Raw genomic sequence first — 16,735 nt, forward strand, 5'->3', positions numbered from 1 at the left:
CCGTGGGGCATTCCCATCACTCCGATGCTTGCGGTCAAATTCATCCGGCCGTGCGAAACGTCAGGTTGATGCGCTGCGGCCCCATGACCGGATGCGTGCCGGGCTTGATCGGCATCACGCCGTGAAAGCGCAGGCGGTCCACGCCGCCCCACACCACTACGTCGCCATGGAACAACGAGACTTTTTGCGTCTTGTCGCTGCGCTCATGGCCGCCGAACAGGAAGATCGCCGGTAAACCCAATGACACGGAGACCACCGGGGCGGCATAGCGCCGCTCGTTCTTGTCCTGGTGCAGGGACATTTTCGCGCCTGGCACATAGCGGTTGATCAAGCAGGCATCCGGCTCGAAATCGTCGAAACCTGCATCTGCTGCGGCCATCACGGCCAGTTCGCGCAATGCGGCCGGCAGGGCTGGCCAGGGTTGTTGGTTATTCGGGTCAATCGGGGAGTAGCGATAACCGGTGGAGTCGGTCGTCCAGCCCAATTCACCGCAACTGCTTAACGCCGCCGACATGGTAAAACCACCGGGCGTGACCATTTGCCGGAAGGGCGATTGAGCCAATACCCGTCGCAGTTCCGGTAGCAAACGCTCGAGCCAGGGCAGGGCATAGCCCCTGAGGACGTAGGATTGTTCACCGATTTGCTCGCGCCCCGGGGGCTGTTGCAGCGCCTCATCGGCGAACAAATCGGCGGTTGATCCGGGAAGGGTCTTACTGCGCATCGTGAAAAATCACTCCCAAGGTATGCCGGGTACCACTGTGCAGAACACTGACCCCGTGGCGCAAGGTCACCCGATGAAACCCCCTCACACTCGGCATGGGTCGCTGATTGACCGCGAAGATTACCGCGTCACCCTGGTTGAGAGGGACAACCTGAGCCCGGGATTGCATTCTTGGCCGCTGCTCCGTCAGCACCAACTCCCCGCCACGAAAGTCCTCTCCCGGCTGCGACAACAGGATGGCTACTTGTAGGGGAAACACATGTTCCCCGTACAGATCCTGATGCAGGCAGTTGTAGTCGCCTGGACCGTATTGCAGCAATAACGGGGTAGGGCGTTGCTGCCCGGCTGCGTGGCAGCGGGCAATGAAGTCGGCATGGTGCGCCGGATAGGTGATCGGCAGGTTCATCTGTTCGTTCCAGCGATTGGCCTGGGGCGCCAGGAACCCATACAGCTGTTCACGCAGCGCGCAGATCGGCGCTGGCAGCGGGTAGCGGAAATATTTGTATTCGCCCCGGCCAAAGCCGTGCCTGGCCATCATCACATGGGAGCGAAACAGTTCGGGTCGGGGGTAGTGGCCGCTCAGTTCAGCGCATTCCTGCTGATCCAGCAGGGCCGGAATCAGTGCGTTACCCTGTTCATCGAGGGCTTGCTCGATGGCGGCCCAGTCCAGCTTGGCCAGGCGTTCATGCAGTGGAGTGGAAGGCATCGACAAGTTCCTGTGGCAGCGCATTAGGGCTGCCAGTCTAGAAAGTCGTCAGCGTCAGAACACTCCGATGCTTGCGCTCGAATTACAGCGCCTTGCTCACATTGATGTCGGTAATCTCATCGCTGGCATCGTGGATTTTCGCCAGGGCTTCCTTGGCTTCCTCCACGCTGCCTGCTTGCAGTTGGGCGAACTCGAAGCGGCGCTCACCGTTGAGTTTGTACTTGATCACATATTTGGTGGTAGTCACGGGCATTCCTGTCAGCTCAGTTTCGAATTGGTGCGGCGCACAATGCGGATCTTGTGGGACAAGGTCGGCTTTTTGGTCACGCTGATGGCGCGGCGGGTCACGACGTCCAGGGTGATGTTCCAGAACCCGGTGCTGGGCGCAGTGATTTTTGCCGGGAACTTGTCGAACGCGCCGCCGTGGTAAGTATGGCGGCCGCCGTTCTTGAAGCTGCGAAAGTTGGCATCGCTCATCAGGCGGATGTTGCAGGTTTGCGAGCATTCAATGACGACAATATCTCCTTCATTGAGGTGCTCACGCTGGTGGATGAATTTCATAAGGTGTCTCCAGAAGGGCTTTTTCTGAAAAATCAGAACGATACGTAGGTTAAGATGGAGTTTATCAGCCCCAGCACGTTTATTATCGGACCGTCGTCGACGACTTCGACAATTTAAAACAGTTATTTACCGAGTTATCAGGGATAAATCCTACGTGGGCGGGAGAAAAATACCTTCTTCGCTGTCGTAGGGTCTTTATCGGAGGTTTTTATATGAAGTGGAGTGTGTTGGTTCTGGCCCTGGCGTTGGGTGGATGTGCTTCGGTGGCGGATATCAAGCAGACCCCACCAACGCTGGCAGTGATCTCCGGGAAAAAACCACAGGAATACGCGGCGTGCGTTGTCCAGAAATTGTCTAAAACCCGCAGGCCTTCGCAGATCGAGCCTCACAAGGATGGTGTTCAAGTTATCGTACCGCAGAAGTTTTCTGCCGACCCGTCGGCCATTTTTGAAATTGAAGAGCGCTCCAGCGGGAGCAGTATCAAGCTCTACGAGAGCATGTCCAATGTGCCTATTCGTCCAGGTGACGTGAAGGCTGCGGGGGAAGCGTGCATTTCCGGCTGAGTCTGTAGCCGCCCACCTCGAATCCGATCAAGAAGCCCGACCCTGCTACCGCAGCGTCGGGCTTTTTTGTGCGCGATGTTCAGTGCACCGTCCTTTTGCTCGCGGATGAGTGTTGTCGCGACCGGGCCATTGCCCTACCATTTGTAGGCTTATGCCTAATTCGCCTAAGCATATAACTATAAAAATGGAGTCGTGATGATGTCTCTGGAACGAGTTCTGATGGGTAGCGCGTTGTTGCTGATGTTGGGCAATGCACACGCGCTGGAGGGGAAAAACGTTTATATGCAGGGCGGCTCGCAGCCGGGAGCTGCGCCGTGCGTGGCCTGCCACGGGGCTGATGGCCTGGGGCTGGCAGCCGCGGGTTTTCCGCGTTTGGCCGGTTTATCGGCGGGGTATTTGCGTAAGCAACTGCAGGATTTTAAAAGTGGCGCCCGTAACAGCCCGGTGATGCAACCGCTGGCCAACGCCCTGACGGAAGAGGAAGTCAGCGCTGTAACCCGGCAGCTGGCGGCAATGCCTGCGCCCGCACCTGTGCCGGTGCACCGCAGCGAGATGCCTACTGACGCTGCGCAAAAGATTGCCCTGCAAGGTGCGTGGGAGCGCCAGATTCCGGCCTGTGTCAGCTGTCATGGCCCGGCCGGCGTGGGCGTCGGCGACGGGTTTCCACCCCTGGCCGGACAATCTGCGGCCTACCTCGCGGCGCAGTTGAACGCCTGGCGCAGCGGCACGCGCCATAACGATCCGAATGATCTGATGGGCCATATCGCCAAATCCCTCAGCGCTGAAGAAGTGCAGGCCGTGGCCGCCTATTTTGCCTCGTTGAGCGGCCAGGAGGCCAAGCCATGAAGCGCTTCTTGTTTGCTCCGCTGCTGGGAAGCCTGATCGGCGTACCCGTCCATGCCGCCCCTATTGCCATGGAAGACCAGTCACAGTTGCAGCCAGCCGGCGCTCATGGGGCTGCCGTGCAGTTCCAGCCGCCCAAAGAAAGCGAGCTGCCGGACAACGCCTACGGCAAGCTGGTGAAACAGGGCTACGCGCTGTTTGTCGACACCAAGCGCCTGGCGCCGCAATTTGTCGGTAATGGCCTCAATTGCAGCAATTGCCACCTGGACCAGGGTCGCCTGGCCAATTCGGCGCCGCTGTGGGGTGCCTACCCGATGTACCCGGCGTATCGAAAAAAGAACGACAAGGTCAACACCTTCGCCGAGCGTTTGCAGGGCTGTTTCCAGTTCAGCATGAATGGCGGCACGCCACCGGCTGCAGACAGCCCGGAGATTACCGCGCTGTCGGTGTATGCCTACTGGCTGGCGAGCAAGGCTCCCTTGGGCGTCGAACTGCCGGGCCGTGGCTACCCGGACGTGCCGGCACCCGCCAAGGGTTACGACCTGGCCCAGGGCGCAGAGGTCTACAAGGGCCAGTGCGCGGTGTGCCATGGCGCCGAAGGCCAGGGCCAGAAAGTGGGCGACAACTACGTGATGCCGCCGCTCTGGGGTAAAGACTCCTACAACTGGGGCGCCGGGATGCATCGAATCAATACGGCAGCGTCCTTCATCAAGCACAACATGCCCCTGGGCCAGGGCGGCAGCCTGACCGACCAGCAAGCCTGGGACGTGGCGGCCTACGTCAACCGTCACGAGCGTCCTCAGGACCCGCGCCTCGTGGACGGCTCCGTGGAGAAAACCCGGGTGAAGTTCCACGCCAATGACGGCGTCAATCTTTACGGGCAGACGGTCGATGGCGTACTGATCGGGCAAGGCATCCGTTAAACTGTCGATAACCCATAAAAAATGCCGCTGAATCAGCGGCATTGTCTTTTCGGAAACTCAGTCATGAAACGTGAGCAAGTCAGGGAACAGCATGCAGGGGGGCATATTTCTGCGACCCATGTGATTCAAAATCCCGCGGATACGGGCGAGTGGATCGTGTTCTTCAAGAAGAGCGGCGGTCGCAGTTACTTCCTGGTGGATGACCAGGATGAAGTCGAATCCTTCTCCCGCCTGGACGACTTGATCGAGACCATTCGCGGCCTGGGCATCAAGTTCGCCGAAATTCACATGTAATTATTTGCAGACCACCGTCACGCTGCGGGTCTTGTAGTTGCCGACATCCTTGCCCAGGGTCTTGTCGCTTTCTTTCAGGGCCGGTGTGCCTTCGGTGCCGACAATCCGGTAGCCGGTGCCCGCGCAGGACGCATCAGCCTTTTCATAACAGCTGGCCCAGGAGTTGGCTTCGCCGGAGCAGTCGATGGCCAGTCCTTGTTCGCCGTTCTTCAGGACCGTGTCGGAAGTGGTGGTGCAGCCACCGGTAAGCGCCAGTACCGCAATCAGTGCCAGGATCTTGTTCATGTAGGAGTCGTCATCAGGGTGTTGGAGGGGAGCGCTGACACTGTCGTGGGGCGTTACAGGCGAGATTATAGCGAACCGCCATCAACGTACAGACAAACACAAAAAAGCCCCGTCAAACGAGGCTTGATTGGCGTTACCGCGGTGTTACTTGGTTTTCGGACGCTTGCTCGACGCGTGGCCGGCCTCATCCACAAACACTTCGGCCACGGCACAGGCTTGAGCTTCGGTCGCGAATGCGCCGGCAACGCTGTCGCCATGGAAGTTGATCAAGTGCCAGCCGTCCGCTCGCTTGGTGATCAGGTAGCCGTTCACGCCTTTTGGTTCTGACATCTATCAATCTCGTTGTCTGGTTCAAGGGCGTAATGATAGCGCCAAACGGCGTGGGGCGGCGCAAGTTGTTGCAGGTCAGTGCCGATCGTCATAAAGCGTGCTAAAAAGGTTGGAGCCCTTTGAATGACGGGCACAAGCCGACGATTTCTAACAGCGGCGAAGGTACTTGATTGAATGCCGGCGGAACTTACGCCGACATTTTTTCTCTATGTTGACATCGCAACGCCAGCAGGACCCATTGTAAGGTGACTGCGGCCTGATTAGACTGCGCCGAATTTCGTACGCACAGCCCTTTGTAAGGACTCATATGATCAAGAAATGCTTGTTCCCAGCAGCCGGTTACGGCACTCGCTTCCTGCCAGCGACCAAGGCCATGCCCAAAGAAATGCTGCCGGTGGTGAACAAGCCACTGATCCAGTATGGCGTGGAAGAAGCACTGGATGCCGGCCTGAACGAAATCTCGATCGTGACCGGCCGTGGCAAACGCGCCCTGGAAGACCACTTCGACATCAGCTACGAGCTGGAAAACCAGATCAAGGGCACCGACAAGGAAAAATACCTGGTCGGCATCCGTAAGCTGCTCGACGAGTGCTCGTTCTCCTACACCCGCCAGACCCAAATGAAAGGCCTGGGGCACGCGATCCTGACCGGTCGTCCGCTGATCGGTGACGAACCGTTCGCCGTGGTACTGGCCGATGACCTGTGTGTAAACCTGGAAGGCGACGGCGTCCTGACCCAGATGGTCAAGCTGTACCAGAAGTACCGTTGCACCATCGTCGCGGTTCAAGAGGTCGATCCTCAGGAAACCAACAAGTACGGCGTGATTGCCGGCGACGATATCGGTGATGGCCTGATCCGCGTACGCGACATGGTTGAAAAGCCAGCGCCGGAAGATGCTCCGTCGAACCTGGCGATCATCGGCCGCTACATCCTGACCCCTGACATCTTCAAGCTGATCGAAGAAACCGAGCCAGGCAAGGGTGGCGAGATCCAGATCACCGACGCCCTGCTGAAGCAGGCAAAAGACGGTTGCGTGATTGCCTACAAGTTCAAGGGTCGTCGTTTTGACTGCGGTGGCGCTGAAGGCTACATCGAAGCGACCAACTTCTGCTACGAGCACTTCTACAAGACTGGCAAGGCTTACTGATTCATCGTTGCCAGCCCGTTGAAAAAGCCTGCGAGTCGAAAGACCGCAGGTTTTTTTATGCCTTGCCCAAATAGCGGCTGGGGGCTTCGCCCAGTACCCGCTTGAACATTGCACCAAACGCATTGCCGTTGGCATAGCCCATGTCCCGTGCAATAGCCCCCAATGGTCGGCCCTGGGCTAACTGGCAAACGGCTTCGGCAATCCGTAGCTGCTGGCGCCATTGGTTGAAGCTCAGCCCGGTTTCATCCCGAAACCGCCGGCGCAGGGTGCGCACGCTGGCGCCGATGGATTCACTCCAGTCTTCCAGGGTGGCCGGGTTCGCCGGGTCTTCCAGAAGCATTTCACACACACTGAGCAGGCGTTTGTCCCGGGGCAATGGCAGGCTGCAGCCTTCGGTTTCAGTCGCGGATATCAACTGGTGCAGCAGCAATGGCGTGAGCAGGGCAGTGTGGGCGTCGGGTGCGAGCATGCCCAGAATCAGCTCCCGCAGCAGCGGCTCTACCCTGATCAATCGGCAGGATTGCCACGCCGTGGGTAATTGATCGCTTTCCACGTACAGTGCGCGCATCGCAACCTCACCGACCATGTGCAATTCATGGTCGACACCCGGCGCAATCCAAAAGCCGTATGCCGGCGGGACGGTCCAGGCGCCCATGCGGGTCAACACCCGGATCACGCCTTGGGTGGCGTGCACCAGTTGGCCATATTCATGGCTGTGCCAAATCTCTCGTGCGCCATCGACATAGTCATGGGCCCGAACCCGTAATTCCTCGCTGGTGCTGCGAGCGGGCGCCCCAAAGCGTTTACGCCAGATGTTGTCCAATCAAGAATGATTCCTGAGATGTAGGTTGGAACGGTCATTAATTGACCCGTGCGCGTAGAAGAATGACCGGATCTTTAACGCGATTCAATATTAAATAAGAACGATTAACAAAAAGACTTTTCAAGGAATCGTCATGTCCGGTGCGTTGTCTTCTCCTCCGTTTTACCTTTCCAGGCTGGCGCTGGTGGTGTTGGCGCTTGCTCCTGTTGTGTGGGCCGATGACGCGCCCATCGTGTTGAAGGACACCGCGGTGACAGCCGCCGAGGCCGAGCCGGCAGAGGGCGTGGTGCCAGGCTATGTGGCGCGCAACACCACCGTGGGCACCAAAACCGGCGCGCCGATCGTGGAGACGCCGCAATCGATCTCGGTGGTCAGCCGCCAGCAGATGGATGACCAGGCGGCGCAAACCGTCGACCAGGCATTGCGCTACACACCAGGGGTTTACTCCCAGGATAACGACCTGCGGTTTGACCAGTTGAGCATTCGCGGCTTCGATGCCGACTCCTACCTCGACGGGCTCAAGCTCAATCGCACGACCTGGTTCGCTACGCCTCGGGTCGACCCTTGGTTTCTGGAGCGCATCGACGTGCTGCGCGGGCCAGCTTCCGTGCTGTACGGCCAGAGCGGGCCGGGCGGCCTGGTGGACATGCAGAGCAAGCGGCCGACGGATGAGCCACTGCACGTGTTGCAAATGAGCGTGGGCAATGACAACCGCTATCAGGCCGGCTTCGATTTTGGCGGGCGCCTGGACGAGCAGGGCGATGTGACCTATCGGCTGACCGGGCTGGGCCGCATGGCCGATACCCAGACCGATCACATCAAGGACCAGCGCATCGCCATCGCGCCGGCCATCACCTGGAACATCGACGACGACACCAGCCTGACCCTGCTGGCCAACTATCAATACGACCCGGAAGGTGGGCTGTTCAACCCGGTACCCGCGTATGGCACCGCGCTGCACAACCCGAATGGGCGCTTGCGCCCCGATGATTACCTGGGCGACCCGGACCGCGATCGCTTCAAGCGCAATCAGTTTTCCCTGGGCTACGCGTTCAGCCACCGGTTCAACGACACCTGGAGCTTTCGCCAGCACCTGCGCTATATGCATGATGACGTCGACTACTACCAGACTTCCCTCACCGGGCCGCTGGACGCCAACCTTGCCACCGCGCCGCTGTGGGCCAACGTCAATCATGAGCACCTTGGCCAGTTCGCCCTTGATAACCAGTTGCAGTCCGACTTCAGCACCGGCCCGGTCAAGCACACTGTGCTGATGGGGGCGGACTTCCAGCGGCTGTTGCAGACCATCAACCGGGGCGGTCAGTATTTCCCGAGTGCGATCAATATCTACAACCCCGACTTCAGCGCCTTGCCGAGGGTGCCGGTGTCCATCAACCAATACACCACCCAGAGCCAGTTTGGCGTGTACCTGCAGGACCAGCTCAGCTTCGACCATTGGCGCTGGCTGATCGGTGTGCGGCAAGACTGGGCGCGTACCTACGACAATCAGGACAGCGCGTTGACTGGCGCCAACCTGAGCAACACGCGCCAGCACGACGAGAAACTCACCTGGCGTTCGGGCCTGAGCTACGTGTTTGATAACGGCGTTGCGCCGTATGTCAGCTACAGCGAATCGTTCCAGCCGCAACTGGGCACTGACCGGCTGGGCGCGACATTTGTGCCGACCACCGGCAAGCAGTACGAAGCCGGCGTTAAATACCAGCCTGTGGGCTCCCGCAGCCTGTACAGCGCGGCAGTGTTCGACCTGCGTCAGCAAAACGTCCTGACCACCGACGATGTCGACCCCAATTTTGCCACGCAGAAAGGCGAAATCCGCTCCCGCGGCATCGAGCTGGAAGCCCATGCCGAGGTCACCTCGAACCTCAGCCTGATCGGTTTTTACACCTGGATGGACCAGCGCATCCTCAAATCCAATGACGGCGACCAGGGCGAACACCCGACCGGCATCCCGGGCAAGAGTGCCTCGCTGTGGGCGGACTACACCTTCCACGACGGCCCGCTGCAGGGCGTCGGTTTCGCGGCGGGTGCGCGCTACTTCGGGCCGAGCTACGGCAGCGCCGACAACACGCTGGAGGTGTCATCGCGCACGCTGTTTGATGCCGCGGCGCACTATGACGTGCAGAACTGGCGCCTGGCCCTCAACGCCAGCAACCTGTTCAACAAGGAATACCTGGCCTACTGCAGCAACGGTTTCCTTTGCTACTGGGGCGCAACCCGTTCGTTGCAGGCCAGCGCGACGTATCGCTGGTAAGGCGCTGACCTCTGGCGCGGCAGCAGGTATGCTGTTGTCCTGCCGAGGAGAGTGAAATGGCCTACGATTTTGACCTTTATGTAATTGGTGCCGGTTCCGGCGGTGTGCGCGCTGCACGATTCGCTGCGGGTTTTGGCGCCAAAGTGGCAGTGGCTGAAAGCCGCTACCTGGGCGGTACCTGCGTGAATGTGGGCTGCGTACCGAAGAAACTGTTGGTGTACGGCGCGCATTTCGCCGAAGACTTCGAGCAGGCCAGCGGTTTTGGCTGGTCCCTGGGTGAAGCGAATTTCGATTGGGCGACCCTGATCGCCAACAAGGATCGTGAAATCAACCGCCTCAATGGCATCTACCGCAACCTGCTGGTCAACAGCGGCGTGACCCTGCACGAAGGGCATGCGCGGCTGGTGGACCCGCACCAGGTAGAAATCAACGGCGAGCGTTTTACCGCCAAGCACATTCTGGTGGCCACCGGTGGCTGGCCGCAGATCCCGGACATCCCGGGGCGCGAGCACGCCATTGGCTCCAATGAGGCGTTTTTCCTCAAGGAACTGCCCAAGCGTGTGCTGGTAGTCGGCGGTGGCTATATCGCCGTCGAGTTCGCCGGGATTTTCCATGGCCTGGGCGCACAGACTTCGCTGCTGTATCGCGGCGACCTGTTCCTGCGCGGTTTTGACGGCTCGGTGCGCACGCACTTGAAGGAAGAGCTGACCAAGCGCGGCCTGGACCTGCAGTTCAACGCCGACATCGAGCGTATCGACAAACAGGCCGATGGCAGCCTCAAGGCCACCTTGAAAGATGGCCGCGTGCTGGAAGCCGATTGCGTGTTCTACGCCACCGGCCGGCGCCCTATGCTCGATAACCTGGGGCTGGAAAACACCGGCGTCAAGTTGGACAAGCGCGGCTTTGTCGAAGTGGATGAGCTGTACCAGACCGCCGAACCGTCGATCCTGGCGATTGGTGATGTGATCGGCCGCGTGCAACTGACGCCAGTGGCCCTGGCTGAAGGCATGGCCGTGGCACGTCGCTTGTTCAAGCCTGAGCAATATCGTCCGGTGGACTACGCGATGATCCCGACGGCGGTGTTCAGCCTGCCGAATATCGGCACCGTGGGCCTCAGCGAAGAGCAGGCCCGTGAAGACGGGCACAAGGTGCAGGTGTTCGAAAGCCGCTTCCGGCCGATGAAACTGACCCTGACCGACTGCCAGGAAAAGACCTTGATGAAGCTGGTGGTCGACGCCGAGACCGACAAGGTCCTGGGTTGCCACATGGTCGGCCCCGACGCTGGCGAGATCGTGCAGGGCCTGGCGATCGCGCTCAAGGCGGGCGCGACCAAGCAGCATTTCGATGAAACCATCGGCGTGCACCCAACGGCGGCGGAAGAATTCGTCACCATGCGCACGCCAGTGGCGCAGTAATCAGCCCTCGGTAGTTGCTTCCGGCACCGTCGCAACGACGGCTGCCAGGCGCAGCGCATCAATACTGGCCTGGGCCTTGACCAGGTCCAGTTCCAGGGTTTTGTTGGCCTTCTGATGCTCGGCCAGCGCTTCCTGGCGCGCCTGATTCTCCAGTTGGGCAACCCGCAAGCGCTCCTGCAACAGGGTACGCTCGCTGTCGATCACACTCACTTGCTCGCTCAATTGACGCTGCTGTTCGCGGTCCTGGCGAGCCTGTTCCTGCAGTGCGCTCAATTCCTTCACGGTCACTCGATGCTCGATCAGCAGGCGCTCGTTATCGCGGTGCAACTGAGTGATTTCATCCTGGCGCACCATCGCGCTCTGCTGGGCCTGGCGCAGCTCTGCCTGGACCTGCTGCAACTGGCCTTCATGGCGACGCTGTTCCTGTTCACGCTGGTCCTTGATCGCATTGCGGTAATGCTCCAGGGCGTCCCGGGCATGCAGGTGCTTTTCTTCCAGTGAGCGAATCTGCTCGTCCTTGTCGTTGATCCGCAACTCGTAATCGCTGCACGCCTGGCTCAGCCCGGCGTTGCGGGTTTGCTCGGTTTGCAGGCTGGAGCGAGTGCTTTGCAAGGCCGCGCTTTCATCGGCCAGGGCGGCGGACTGGATACCGAACTGCTGCTTGAGCTGGGAGTGGGCCGCTTCCAGCTCCTCAACCTGGGCGAGCAGGGCGGTTTTCTGTTGCTGGAACTGCGCCAGGGCCAGGTCGATAGGCTCCTGGGCCTTCTCCTTCAAGCGCTGGGCCAGTCGCGCCACCAGTTCACCCAATTCGTCGTCAATGGGCGCTTCGGTGATGGTCTGGCGGGTTTCGCTTTCGTCCAGCTCCTTCAGATAGCGATGAATCGTGGTTTTCGAGCCGGTATTGCCCATCTCGATGCGTACTGCATCGATGCTCGGGTTTTCGCCACGGGCAAGGATCGCCAGGCGTGCCGTTTGAACTACTGCTTTATTGATGCCGCCGCGAGCCATGGAGTCTCCGTCGATTTGGTACTGTGGTACGTAGTATGTATATACGTACTATATCACGATTGTTTTAAAGCCGAAATTGATGATTTATCAGATGGGATATTGGCGTATTATCCCGTGTGATACAGGTTTTGAAATGGACAACAGCCAATGGCAGTACAGGCATGAGTGAGCTGGACCGTTATCTGAATGCGGCCACCCGCGATAACACCCGCCGCAGCTATCGAGCGGCAATCGAGCATTTCGAGGCGAATTGGGGCGGATTCCTGCCGGCGACCAGCGACAGCGTGGCGCGCTATCTGGTGGCGCATGCGGGCGTGCTGTCGGTCAACACGTTGAAGCTGCGTTTATCGGCGCTGGCCCAGTGGCACACCAGCCAGGGGTTTCCTGATCCGACCAAGGCGCCAGTGGTGCGCAAAGTCCTGAAAGGCATTCGCGCCCTGCACCCGGCTCAGGAAAAGCAGGCGGAGCCATTGCAACTGCAGCACCTGGAGCAGGTCATCCAGTTCCTCGAACAGGAAGGCCACGACGCCCGGCGCGCAGAAGACCATCCTCGATGGCTGCGGGCCAAGCGTGACGCGGCGTTGATCCTGCTGGGTTTCTGGCGTGGCTTTCGCAGCGATGAGTTATGCCGGTTGAATATCGAGCACGTGCAGGCGGTGCCCGGTTCGGGCATCACCCTGTATCTACCACGCAGCAAAAGTGATCGGGAAAATATCGGCCGCACCTACCAGACGCCGGCGCTGTTGCGGCTGTGCCCGGTGCAGGCCTACAGCGAATGGCTCAGCGCTTCAGCGCTGGTGCGCGGCCCGGTGTTTCGCGGCATTGATCGCTGGGGCAACCTGGGCGAGGAGGGCTTGCACGCCAACAGCGTGATCCCGCTGTTGCGCCAGGCGCTGGAGCGCGCCGGGATTGCGGCCGATCAGTACACCAGCCACTCCCTGCGCCGGGGCTTCGCTACCTGGGCTCATCGCAGTGGCTGGGACTTGAAGTCGTTGATGACTTACGTCGGCTGGAAAGACATGAAATCGGCCATGCGCTATGTTGAAGCGACGCCCTTTCTCGGCATGACCCGGGCATCCCTCGAGTGATTCAAGGTTTCTTCTATTAATACAGTCTCTTGATAGTGAAAACCAATCGTCAGCATCAGGTTTGCCAATGAGCCATCGGCCGGAAGAGTGGGTAGGATTCACCTCATCAACTTACTAAGCCCTTCTACAAACCTGACGGAGAGTCAACGATGCCTATCATCAACAGCCAAGTAAAACCGTTCAAAGCTACCGCCTACAAAAACGGCAACTTCGTAGACGTGACTGATGCTGACCTGAAAGGCAAATGGTCTGTCGTCTTCTTCTACCCAGCCGACTTCACCTTCGTCTGCCCAACCGAACTGGAAGACCTGGCTGACAACTACGCCGAATTCCAGAAACTGGGCGTCGAAATCTACAGCGTTTCCACCGACACCCACTTTGCCCACGCTGCCTGGCACAACACCTCGCCAGCCATCGGCAAAATCCAGTACACCATGATCGGCGACCCGACCCTGACCATCTCCCGCAACTTCGACGTGCTGATCGAAGAAGCTGGCCTGGCAGACCGTGGCACTTTCGTGATCAACCCTGAAGGCCAGATCAAAATCGTTGAACTGAACGATGGCGGCGTTGGCCGTGACGCTTCCGAGCTGCTGCGCAAAATCAAGGCGGCCCAGTACGTTGCTGCTCACCCGGGCGAAGTCTGCCCAGCCAAGTGGAAAGAAGGCGAGGCCACCCTGGCTCCGTCCCTGGACCTGGTCGGCAAGATCTAAGTCTGTGAAATGCCAAGGGCGGGTTACCGCACCTAAGTAAGCTGCATCCGCCCTCGAAACGCCCGGGCGAGATTCGCTCGGGCGTTTTTTTGTCTGCAATAAACCGAATTAATAGGAAATCGCCCGTATGTTGGACGCCAATCTTAAAGCTCAGTTGAAGTCATACCTGGAACGGGTCACCCAGCCGATCGAGATCGTCGCCTCCCTCGATGACGGTGCGAAATCCCAGGAAATGCTTGCCCTCTTGCAAGATGTAGCCAGCCTTTCGACGCTGATTACCCTGAAAAGCGATGGCAATGATGCGCGCAAGCCATCGTTCTCCATCAACCGCCCGGGTGCCGATATCAGCCTGCGTTTTGCCGGCATCCCAATGGGCCATGAATTCACTTCGCTGGTGTTGGCGCTGCTGCAAGTCGGCGGCCACCCCTCGAAGGCCAGTGTCGAAGTGATTGAACAGATTCGCGCCCTTAAAGGCGAGTTCAGCTTCGAGACTTACTTCTCGCTGTCGTGCCAGAACTGCCCGGACGTGGTCCAGGCGCTGAACCTGATGGCAGTACTGAACCCGAACATCCGCCACGTCGCCATCGACGGTGCGCTGTTCCAGGCAGAAGTCGATGATCGTCAGATCATGGCCGTGCCCAGCGTTTACTTGAATGGTGTGAACTTCGGCCAGGGCCGCATGGGCCTGGAAGAAATCCTCGCCAAGCTCGACACCAGCGGTATCGAAAAAGCCGCCGAGAAAATCAGCGCCAAAGATGCGTTCGACGTACTTGTCGTCGGCGGTGGCCCAGCGGGTTCGGCAGCGGCTATCTACGCTGCACGTAAAGGCATCCGTACCGGTGTTGCAGCCGAGCGCTTCGGCGGGCAGGTGCTGGACACCATGTCGATCGAGAACTTTATCTCGGTACAGGAAACCGAAGGGCCGAAACTCGCCAGCGCCCTGGAGGCCCACGTGCGTCAGTACGACGTGGACATCATGAACCTGCAGCGTGCTACTGCGCTGATCCCGGCGAAAAACAACGGTGAGCTGCACGAAATCCGTTTCGAAAGCGGTGCGACCCTCAAGTCCAAGACCGTGATCCTGGCCACCGGTGCCCGCTGGCGCGAAATGGGTGTACCGGGTGAGCAGGAATACAAGGCCAAGGGCGTGTGCTTCTGCCCGCACTGCGACGGCCCGCTGTTCAAGGGCAAGCGCGTGGCGGTGATCGGCGGCGGTAACTCCGGCGTTGAAGCAGCCATCGACCTGGCCGGTATCGTCAGCCACGTGACCTTGCTTGAGTTTGACAGCAAGTTGCGCGCCGACGCCGTGTTGCAGCGCAAGCTGTACAGCCTGCCGAACGTTGACGTGATTACCAGCGCGCTGACCAGTGAGGTCAAGGGGGATGGCCAGAAAGTTACCGGCCTGGCCTACAAGGATCGCGACAGTGGCGAATTCAAGACTATCGACCTGGAAGGCATCTTTGTACAGATCGGTTTGCTGCCCAACACCGACTGGCTCAAAGGCACTGTGGAGTTGACTCCACGTGGCGAGATCATCGTCGATGCACGTGGTGAGACTTCGCTGCCAGGTGTTTTTGCCGCCGGTGACGTAACGACTGTGCCGTACAAGCAGATCGTGATTGCAGTAGGCGAGGGCGCCAAGGCTTCCCTGAGTGCTTTCGATCACCTGATCCGCACTTCCGCCCCGGCGTAAATTCCGGCCCGGAAATGAAAAACCCCATGAGTGATCATGGGGTTTTTTATTGCCGGCGGAACCTTACAGCGGCGTTGGCTGAATGATTTCAACCCAGTACGCATCCGGGTCTTTCACGAAGGCCAGGCTTTTCATGCGGCCGTCACTCAGGCGCTTCTGGAAGTCGCAGCCCAGTTCTTCAAAGCGCGCGCAGGCAGCAACGATGTCCGGCACCGAGATGCAGATATGGCCAAAGCCACGCGGGTCGGTGTTGCCGTTGTGGTAGGCAAAGTCCGCGTCGTTTTCGGTGCCGTGGTTGTGGGTCAGTTCGAGGATGCCCGGGATCGACTTCATCCACTGGGTGCGGGCGGCAGCGTCGGCCGGGATCTGGGCCTTGTCGACCAGGGCCAGGAAGTACAGGCTGAATTCGGCTTCCGGGAAGTCACGTTTTTCAACCAGGGAAAAACCCAGTACGCGGGTGTAGAAATCCAGCGACTTGGTGATGTCCTTGACCCGCAGCATGGTGTGGTTGAATACGAAGTTCGTGGTGGCGGCGTCAGGCTGGGCGGTGACGCCCGGGAAAGTGTTCAGTTCGTGCAGGCTCATGGGCCCTCCAGAGAAAAATGGGGCAAACGTGGCTCCGGTTGGAGCATCCCTTGGCTTGCGGCTGGCATCCGTGCAGCCGGTCCATGATACGCAGCCCTGCCGGTTGCGCCAAATGAAAAAGGTCACGCAACCCTTGCGGCCAGCGGGTGCAGGGGCCCAAACTTTGTCGCTTGAACCTTGAGTGTTTTTCGTAATGACCGGATTTCGCGCACCGTTGTTGAGTACCCTGGGCCTGTTGCTGGGCAGCACCGCTGCATGGGCGGCTGACCCGGAAATTCATTGGCCCAGCGGCTGGCAGGTAGAGGAAGTGGCGCCCGACGACCAGGCCCCGGCACAACCGTCGGCGGTGTCCCGCCAGCGGGCCATAAAGAATGATGAGAATGGCGCGACCTTGATGGTCATGGAGTTGACGGGCACGCCAATCGAAGCGGGGCATACGGTCAACCTGCAAGGCGTGCTGCTGGAAATGCGCAAATCCATCCAGAAGGACTTTGCCCAGGGTGGTTATCAAAGTGTGTGCACCAAGATGCACCCCACAACATTGAGCCGGCTTGAGGCATTGGAAACTACCTGTGTAATCACCGAGAACGGTCGGCATGTGCTGTCGCAAACGTTGGTGGGGGCTGTCGATACCGATAAGGCCTATGTTTTTTCATACGCAGGCCAGGCCGACGCTTACGAATCAAGCAAGGATGAAGTCAGTTCGGTGCGTGACAGCCTTAAACTTTGAGCGTTGTAGGCATCGCGACAAATAAGTGGATTTGA

Annotated in this window: 20 protein-coding genes; 11 read left to right on the top strand and 9 right to left on the bottom strand. The window is 59.3% G+C overall.

The features are described from left to right. Positions 1-40 precede the first annotated feature (40 nt). The 4 genes from alkB to AC3WKX_RS15370 all read right to left on the bottom strand — a co-directional run bounded on the left by alkB (position 41) and on the right by AC3WKX_RS15370 (position 1,988). Positions 41-721 carry a DNA oxidative demethylase AlkB gene (gene alkB / locus AC3WKX_RS15355; RefSeq protein WP_102604914.1) on the bottom strand — a complete coding sequence of 227 codons (681 nt, stop codon included), beginning with the start codon at positions 719-721 and terminating at the stop codon, positions 41-43. Further along, positions 711-1,427, bottom strand: a complete 717-nt coding sequence (locus tag AC3WKX_RS15360; RefSeq protein WP_008432503.1) for a 2OG-Fe(II) oxygenase — start codon at positions 1,425-1,427, stop codon at positions 711-713. The genes alkB and AC3WKX_RS15360 overlap by 11 nt, the downstream gene beginning before the upstream one ends. An 82-nt stretch (positions 1,428-1,509) precedes the next feature. Beyond that, the gene (locus AC3WKX_RS15365; protein ID WP_166742130.1) at positions 1,510-1,674 is read right to left on the bottom strand and encodes a hypothetical protein; all 165 of its coding nucleotides are present in this window, start codon (positions 1,672-1,674) and stop codon (positions 1,510-1,512) included. A gap of 11 nt (positions 1,675-1,685) precedes the next feature. Further along, positions 1,686-1,988 carry a DUF1883 domain-containing protein gene (locus AC3WKX_RS15370; protein WP_003212586.1) on the bottom strand — a complete coding sequence of 101 codons (303 nt, stop codon included), beginning with the start codon at positions 1,986-1,988 and terminating at the stop codon, positions 1,686-1,688. Between the two features lie 212 nt (positions 1,989-2,200). Here AC3WKX_RS15370 and AC3WKX_RS15375 point away from each other — a divergent pair, with 212 nt between their 5' ends. From AC3WKX_RS15375 to AC3WKX_RS15390, 4 genes are all read left to right on the top strand, one after another. After that, a complete protein-coding gene (locus AC3WKX_RS15375) occupies positions 2,201-2,551 on the top strand; it encodes a hypothetical protein (RefSeq protein ID WP_003212585.1) in 351 nt (116 codons plus the stop codon). Positions 2,552-2,746: 195 nt separating this feature from the next. Next, entirely contained in the window at positions 2,747-3,397 is a 651-nt protein-coding gene (locus tag AC3WKX_RS15380) for a c-type cytochrome (RefSeq protein ID WP_102604913.1), read from the top strand. Beyond that, entirely contained in the window at positions 3,394-4,317 is a 924-nt protein-coding gene (locus AC3WKX_RS15385) for a c-type cytochrome (protein WP_003212583.1), read from the top strand. The genes AC3WKX_RS15380 and AC3WKX_RS15385 overlap by 4 nt, the downstream gene beginning before the upstream one ends. Positions 4,318-4,380: 63 nt before the next feature. Beyond that, positions 4,381-4,611, top strand: coding sequence for a hypothetical protein (locus AC3WKX_RS15390; protein ID WP_003212582.1), 231 nt, complete (start codon positions 4,381-4,383; stop codon positions 4,609-4,611). On the opposite strand, the gene AC3WKX_RS15395 is transcribed toward AC3WKX_RS15390, so the two are convergent. Together AC3WKX_RS15395 and AC3WKX_RS15400 are read right to left on the bottom strand one after the other, a co-directional pair. Next, on the bottom strand, positions 4,612-4,896 hold the full coding sequence (locus AC3WKX_RS15395) for a hypothetical protein (RefSeq protein ID WP_003212581.1): 285 nt from the start codon (positions 4,894-4,896) through the stop codon (positions 4,612-4,614). A gap of 144 nt (positions 4,897-5,040) precedes the next feature. After that, positions 5,041-5,226 carry a hypothetical protein gene (locus tag AC3WKX_RS15400; protein ID WP_003212580.1) on the bottom strand — a complete coding sequence of 62 codons (186 nt, stop codon included), beginning with the start codon at positions 5,224-5,226 and terminating at the stop codon, positions 5,041-5,043. Between the two features lie 307 nt (positions 5,227-5,533). Here AC3WKX_RS15400 and galU point away from each other — a divergent pair, with 307 nt between their 5' ends. Beyond that, on the top strand, positions 5,534-6,373 hold the full coding sequence (gene galU / locus AC3WKX_RS15405) for a UTP--glucose-1-phosphate uridylyltransferase GalU (RefSeq protein WP_003212579.1): 840 nt from the start codon (positions 5,534-5,536) through the stop codon (positions 6,371-6,373). 55 nt (positions 6,374-6,428) lie between these two features. Here galU and AC3WKX_RS15410 read toward each other — a convergent pair whose 3' ends face one another. Continuing rightward, entirely contained in the window at positions 6,429-7,196 is a 768-nt protein-coding gene (locus AC3WKX_RS15410) for an AraC family transcriptional regulator (RefSeq protein ID WP_102604912.1), read from the bottom strand. A 133-nt stretch (positions 7,197-7,329) separates the two neighbouring features. Here AC3WKX_RS15410 and AC3WKX_RS15415 point away from each other — a divergent pair, with 133 nt between their 5' ends. Beyond that, positions 7,330-9,468: a TonB-dependent siderophore receptor gene (locus AC3WKX_RS15415; protein WP_102604911.1), complete on the top strand. Its 2,139-nt coding sequence runs from the start codon at positions 7,330-7,332 to the stop codon at positions 9,466-9,468. A gap of 56 nt (positions 9,469-9,524) precedes the next feature. Then, positions 9,525-10,883 (top strand): glutathione-disulfide reductase, encoded by a 1,359-nt coding sequence (gorA, locus tag AC3WKX_RS15420; RefSeq protein WP_102369015.1) that lies wholly within the window; start codon positions 9,525-9,527, stop codon positions 10,881-10,883. On the opposite strand, the gene AC3WKX_RS15425 is transcribed toward gorA, so the two are convergent. Beyond that, positions 10,884-11,891, bottom strand: coding sequence for a DNA-binding protein (locus tag AC3WKX_RS15425; RefSeq protein ID WP_102604910.1), 1,008 nt, complete (start codon positions 11,889-11,891; stop codon positions 10,884-10,886). A 161-nt stretch (positions 11,892-12,052) separates the two neighbouring features. Here AC3WKX_RS15425 and AC3WKX_RS15430 point away from each other — a divergent pair, with 161 nt between their 5' ends. The 3 genes from AC3WKX_RS15430 to ahpF all read left to right on the top strand — a co-directional run bounded on the left by AC3WKX_RS15430 (position 12,053) and on the right by ahpF (position 15,385). Then, positions 12,053-12,979: a site-specific integrase gene (locus AC3WKX_RS15430; RefSeq protein WP_102604909.1), complete on the top strand. Its 927-nt coding sequence runs from the start codon at positions 12,053-12,055 to the stop codon at positions 12,977-12,979. A gap of 149 nt (positions 12,980-13,128) precedes the next feature. Next, positions 13,129-13,692 carry an alkyl hydroperoxide reductase subunit C gene (gene ahpC / locus AC3WKX_RS15435; protein WP_003173835.1) on the top strand — a complete coding sequence of 188 codons (564 nt, stop codon included), beginning with the start codon at positions 13,129-13,131 and terminating at the stop codon, positions 13,690-13,692. Between the two features lie 127 nt (positions 13,693-13,819). Further along, a complete protein-coding gene (gene ahpF, locus AC3WKX_RS15440) occupies positions 13,820-15,385 on the top strand; it encodes an alkyl hydroperoxide reductase subunit F (protein WP_003212573.1) in 1,566 nt (521 codons plus the stop codon). A 63-nt stretch (positions 15,386-15,448) separates the two neighbouring features. Here the strand turns inward: ahpF and gloA are convergent, their stop codons facing one another. Next, positions 15,449-15,970 carry a lactoylglutathione lyase gene (gloA, locus tag AC3WKX_RS15445; RefSeq protein ID WP_008432524.1) on the bottom strand — a complete coding sequence of 174 codons (522 nt, stop codon included), beginning with the start codon at positions 15,968-15,970 and terminating at the stop codon, positions 15,449-15,451. A 193-nt stretch (positions 15,971-16,163) separates the two neighbouring features. Here gloA and AC3WKX_RS15450 point away from each other — a divergent pair, with 193 nt between their 5' ends. Continuing rightward, complete coding sequence (locus tag AC3WKX_RS15450; protein ID WP_008432526.1) at positions 16,164-16,700, top strand: DUF4946 domain-containing protein; 537 nt, start codon at positions 16,164-16,166, stop codon at positions 16,698-16,700. Positions 16,701-16,735 lie beyond the last annotated feature (35 nt).

It is taken from the genome of Pseudomonas sp. GP01-A4 (assembly GCF_058780865.1).

Bases quoted from the DNA above. Each gene is read 5' to 3' on its own strand.
- AC3WKX_RS15370 (WP_003212586.1), bottom strand. From the start codon at position 1,988: ATGAAATTCATCCACCAGCGTGAGCACCTCAATGAAGGAGATATTGTC.
- AC3WKX_RS15425 (WP_102604910.1), bottom strand. From the start codon at position 11,891: ATGGCTCGCGGCGGCATCAATAAAGCAGTAGTTCAAACGGCACGCCTG.
- gorA (WP_102369015.1), top strand. From the start codon at position 9,525: ATGGCCTACGATTTTGACCTTTATGTAATTGGTGCCGGTTCCGGCGGT.
- gloA (WP_008432524.1), bottom strand. From the start codon at position 15,970: ATGAGCCTGCACGAACTGAACACTTTCCCGGGCGTCACCGCCCAGCCT.
- ahpC (WP_003173835.1), top strand. From the start codon at position 13,129: ATGCCTATCATCAACAGCCAAGTAAAACCGTTCAAAGCTACCGCCTAC.
- ahpF (WP_003212573.1), top strand. From the start codon at position 13,820: ATGTTGGACGCCAATCTTAAAGCTCAGTTGAAGTCATACCTGGAACGG.
- AC3WKX_RS15375 (WP_003212585.1), top strand. From the start codon at position 2,201: ATGAAGTGGAGTGTGTTGGTTCTGGCCCTGGCGTTGGGTGGATGTGCT.
- AC3WKX_RS15380 (WP_102604913.1), top strand. From the start codon at position 2,747: ATGATGTCTCTGGAACGAGTTCTGATGGGTAGCGCGTTGTTGCTGATG.
- galU (WP_003212579.1), top strand. From the start codon at position 5,534: ATGATCAAGAAATGCTTGTTCCCAGCAGCCGGTTACGGCACTCGCTTC.
- AC3WKX_RS15415 (WP_102604911.1), top strand. From the start codon at position 7,330: ATGTCCGGTGCGTTGTCTTCTCCTCCGTTTTACCTTTCCAGGCTGGCG.
- AC3WKX_RS15390 (WP_003212582.1), top strand. From the start codon at position 4,381: ATGAAACGTGAGCAAGTCAGGGAACAGCATGCAGGGGGGCATATTTCT.
- AC3WKX_RS15385 (WP_003212583.1), top strand. From the start codon at position 3,394: ATGAAGCGCTTCTTGTTTGCTCCGCTGCTGGGAAGCCTGATCGGCGTA.
- alkB (WP_102604914.1), bottom strand. From the start codon at position 721: ATGCGCAGTAAGACCCTTCCCGGATCAACCGCCGATTTGTTCGCCGAT.
- AC3WKX_RS15450 (WP_008432526.1), top strand. From the start codon at position 16,164: ATGACCGGATTTCGCGCACCGTTGTTGAGTACCCTGGGCCTGTTGCTG.
- AC3WKX_RS15360 (WP_008432503.1), bottom strand. From the start codon at position 1,427: ATGCCTTCCACTCCACTGCATGAACGCCTGGCCAAGCTGGACTGGGCC.
- AC3WKX_RS15395 (WP_003212581.1), bottom strand. From the start codon at position 4,896: ATGAACAAGATCCTGGCACTGATTGCGGTACTGGCGCTTACCGGTGGC.
- AC3WKX_RS15400 (WP_003212580.1), bottom strand. From the start codon at position 5,226: ATGTCAGAACCAAAAGGCGTGAACGGCTACCTGATCACCAAGCGAGCG.
- AC3WKX_RS15430 (WP_102604909.1), top strand. From the start codon at position 12,053: ATGAGTGAGCTGGACCGTTATCTGAATGCGGCCACCCGCGATAACACC.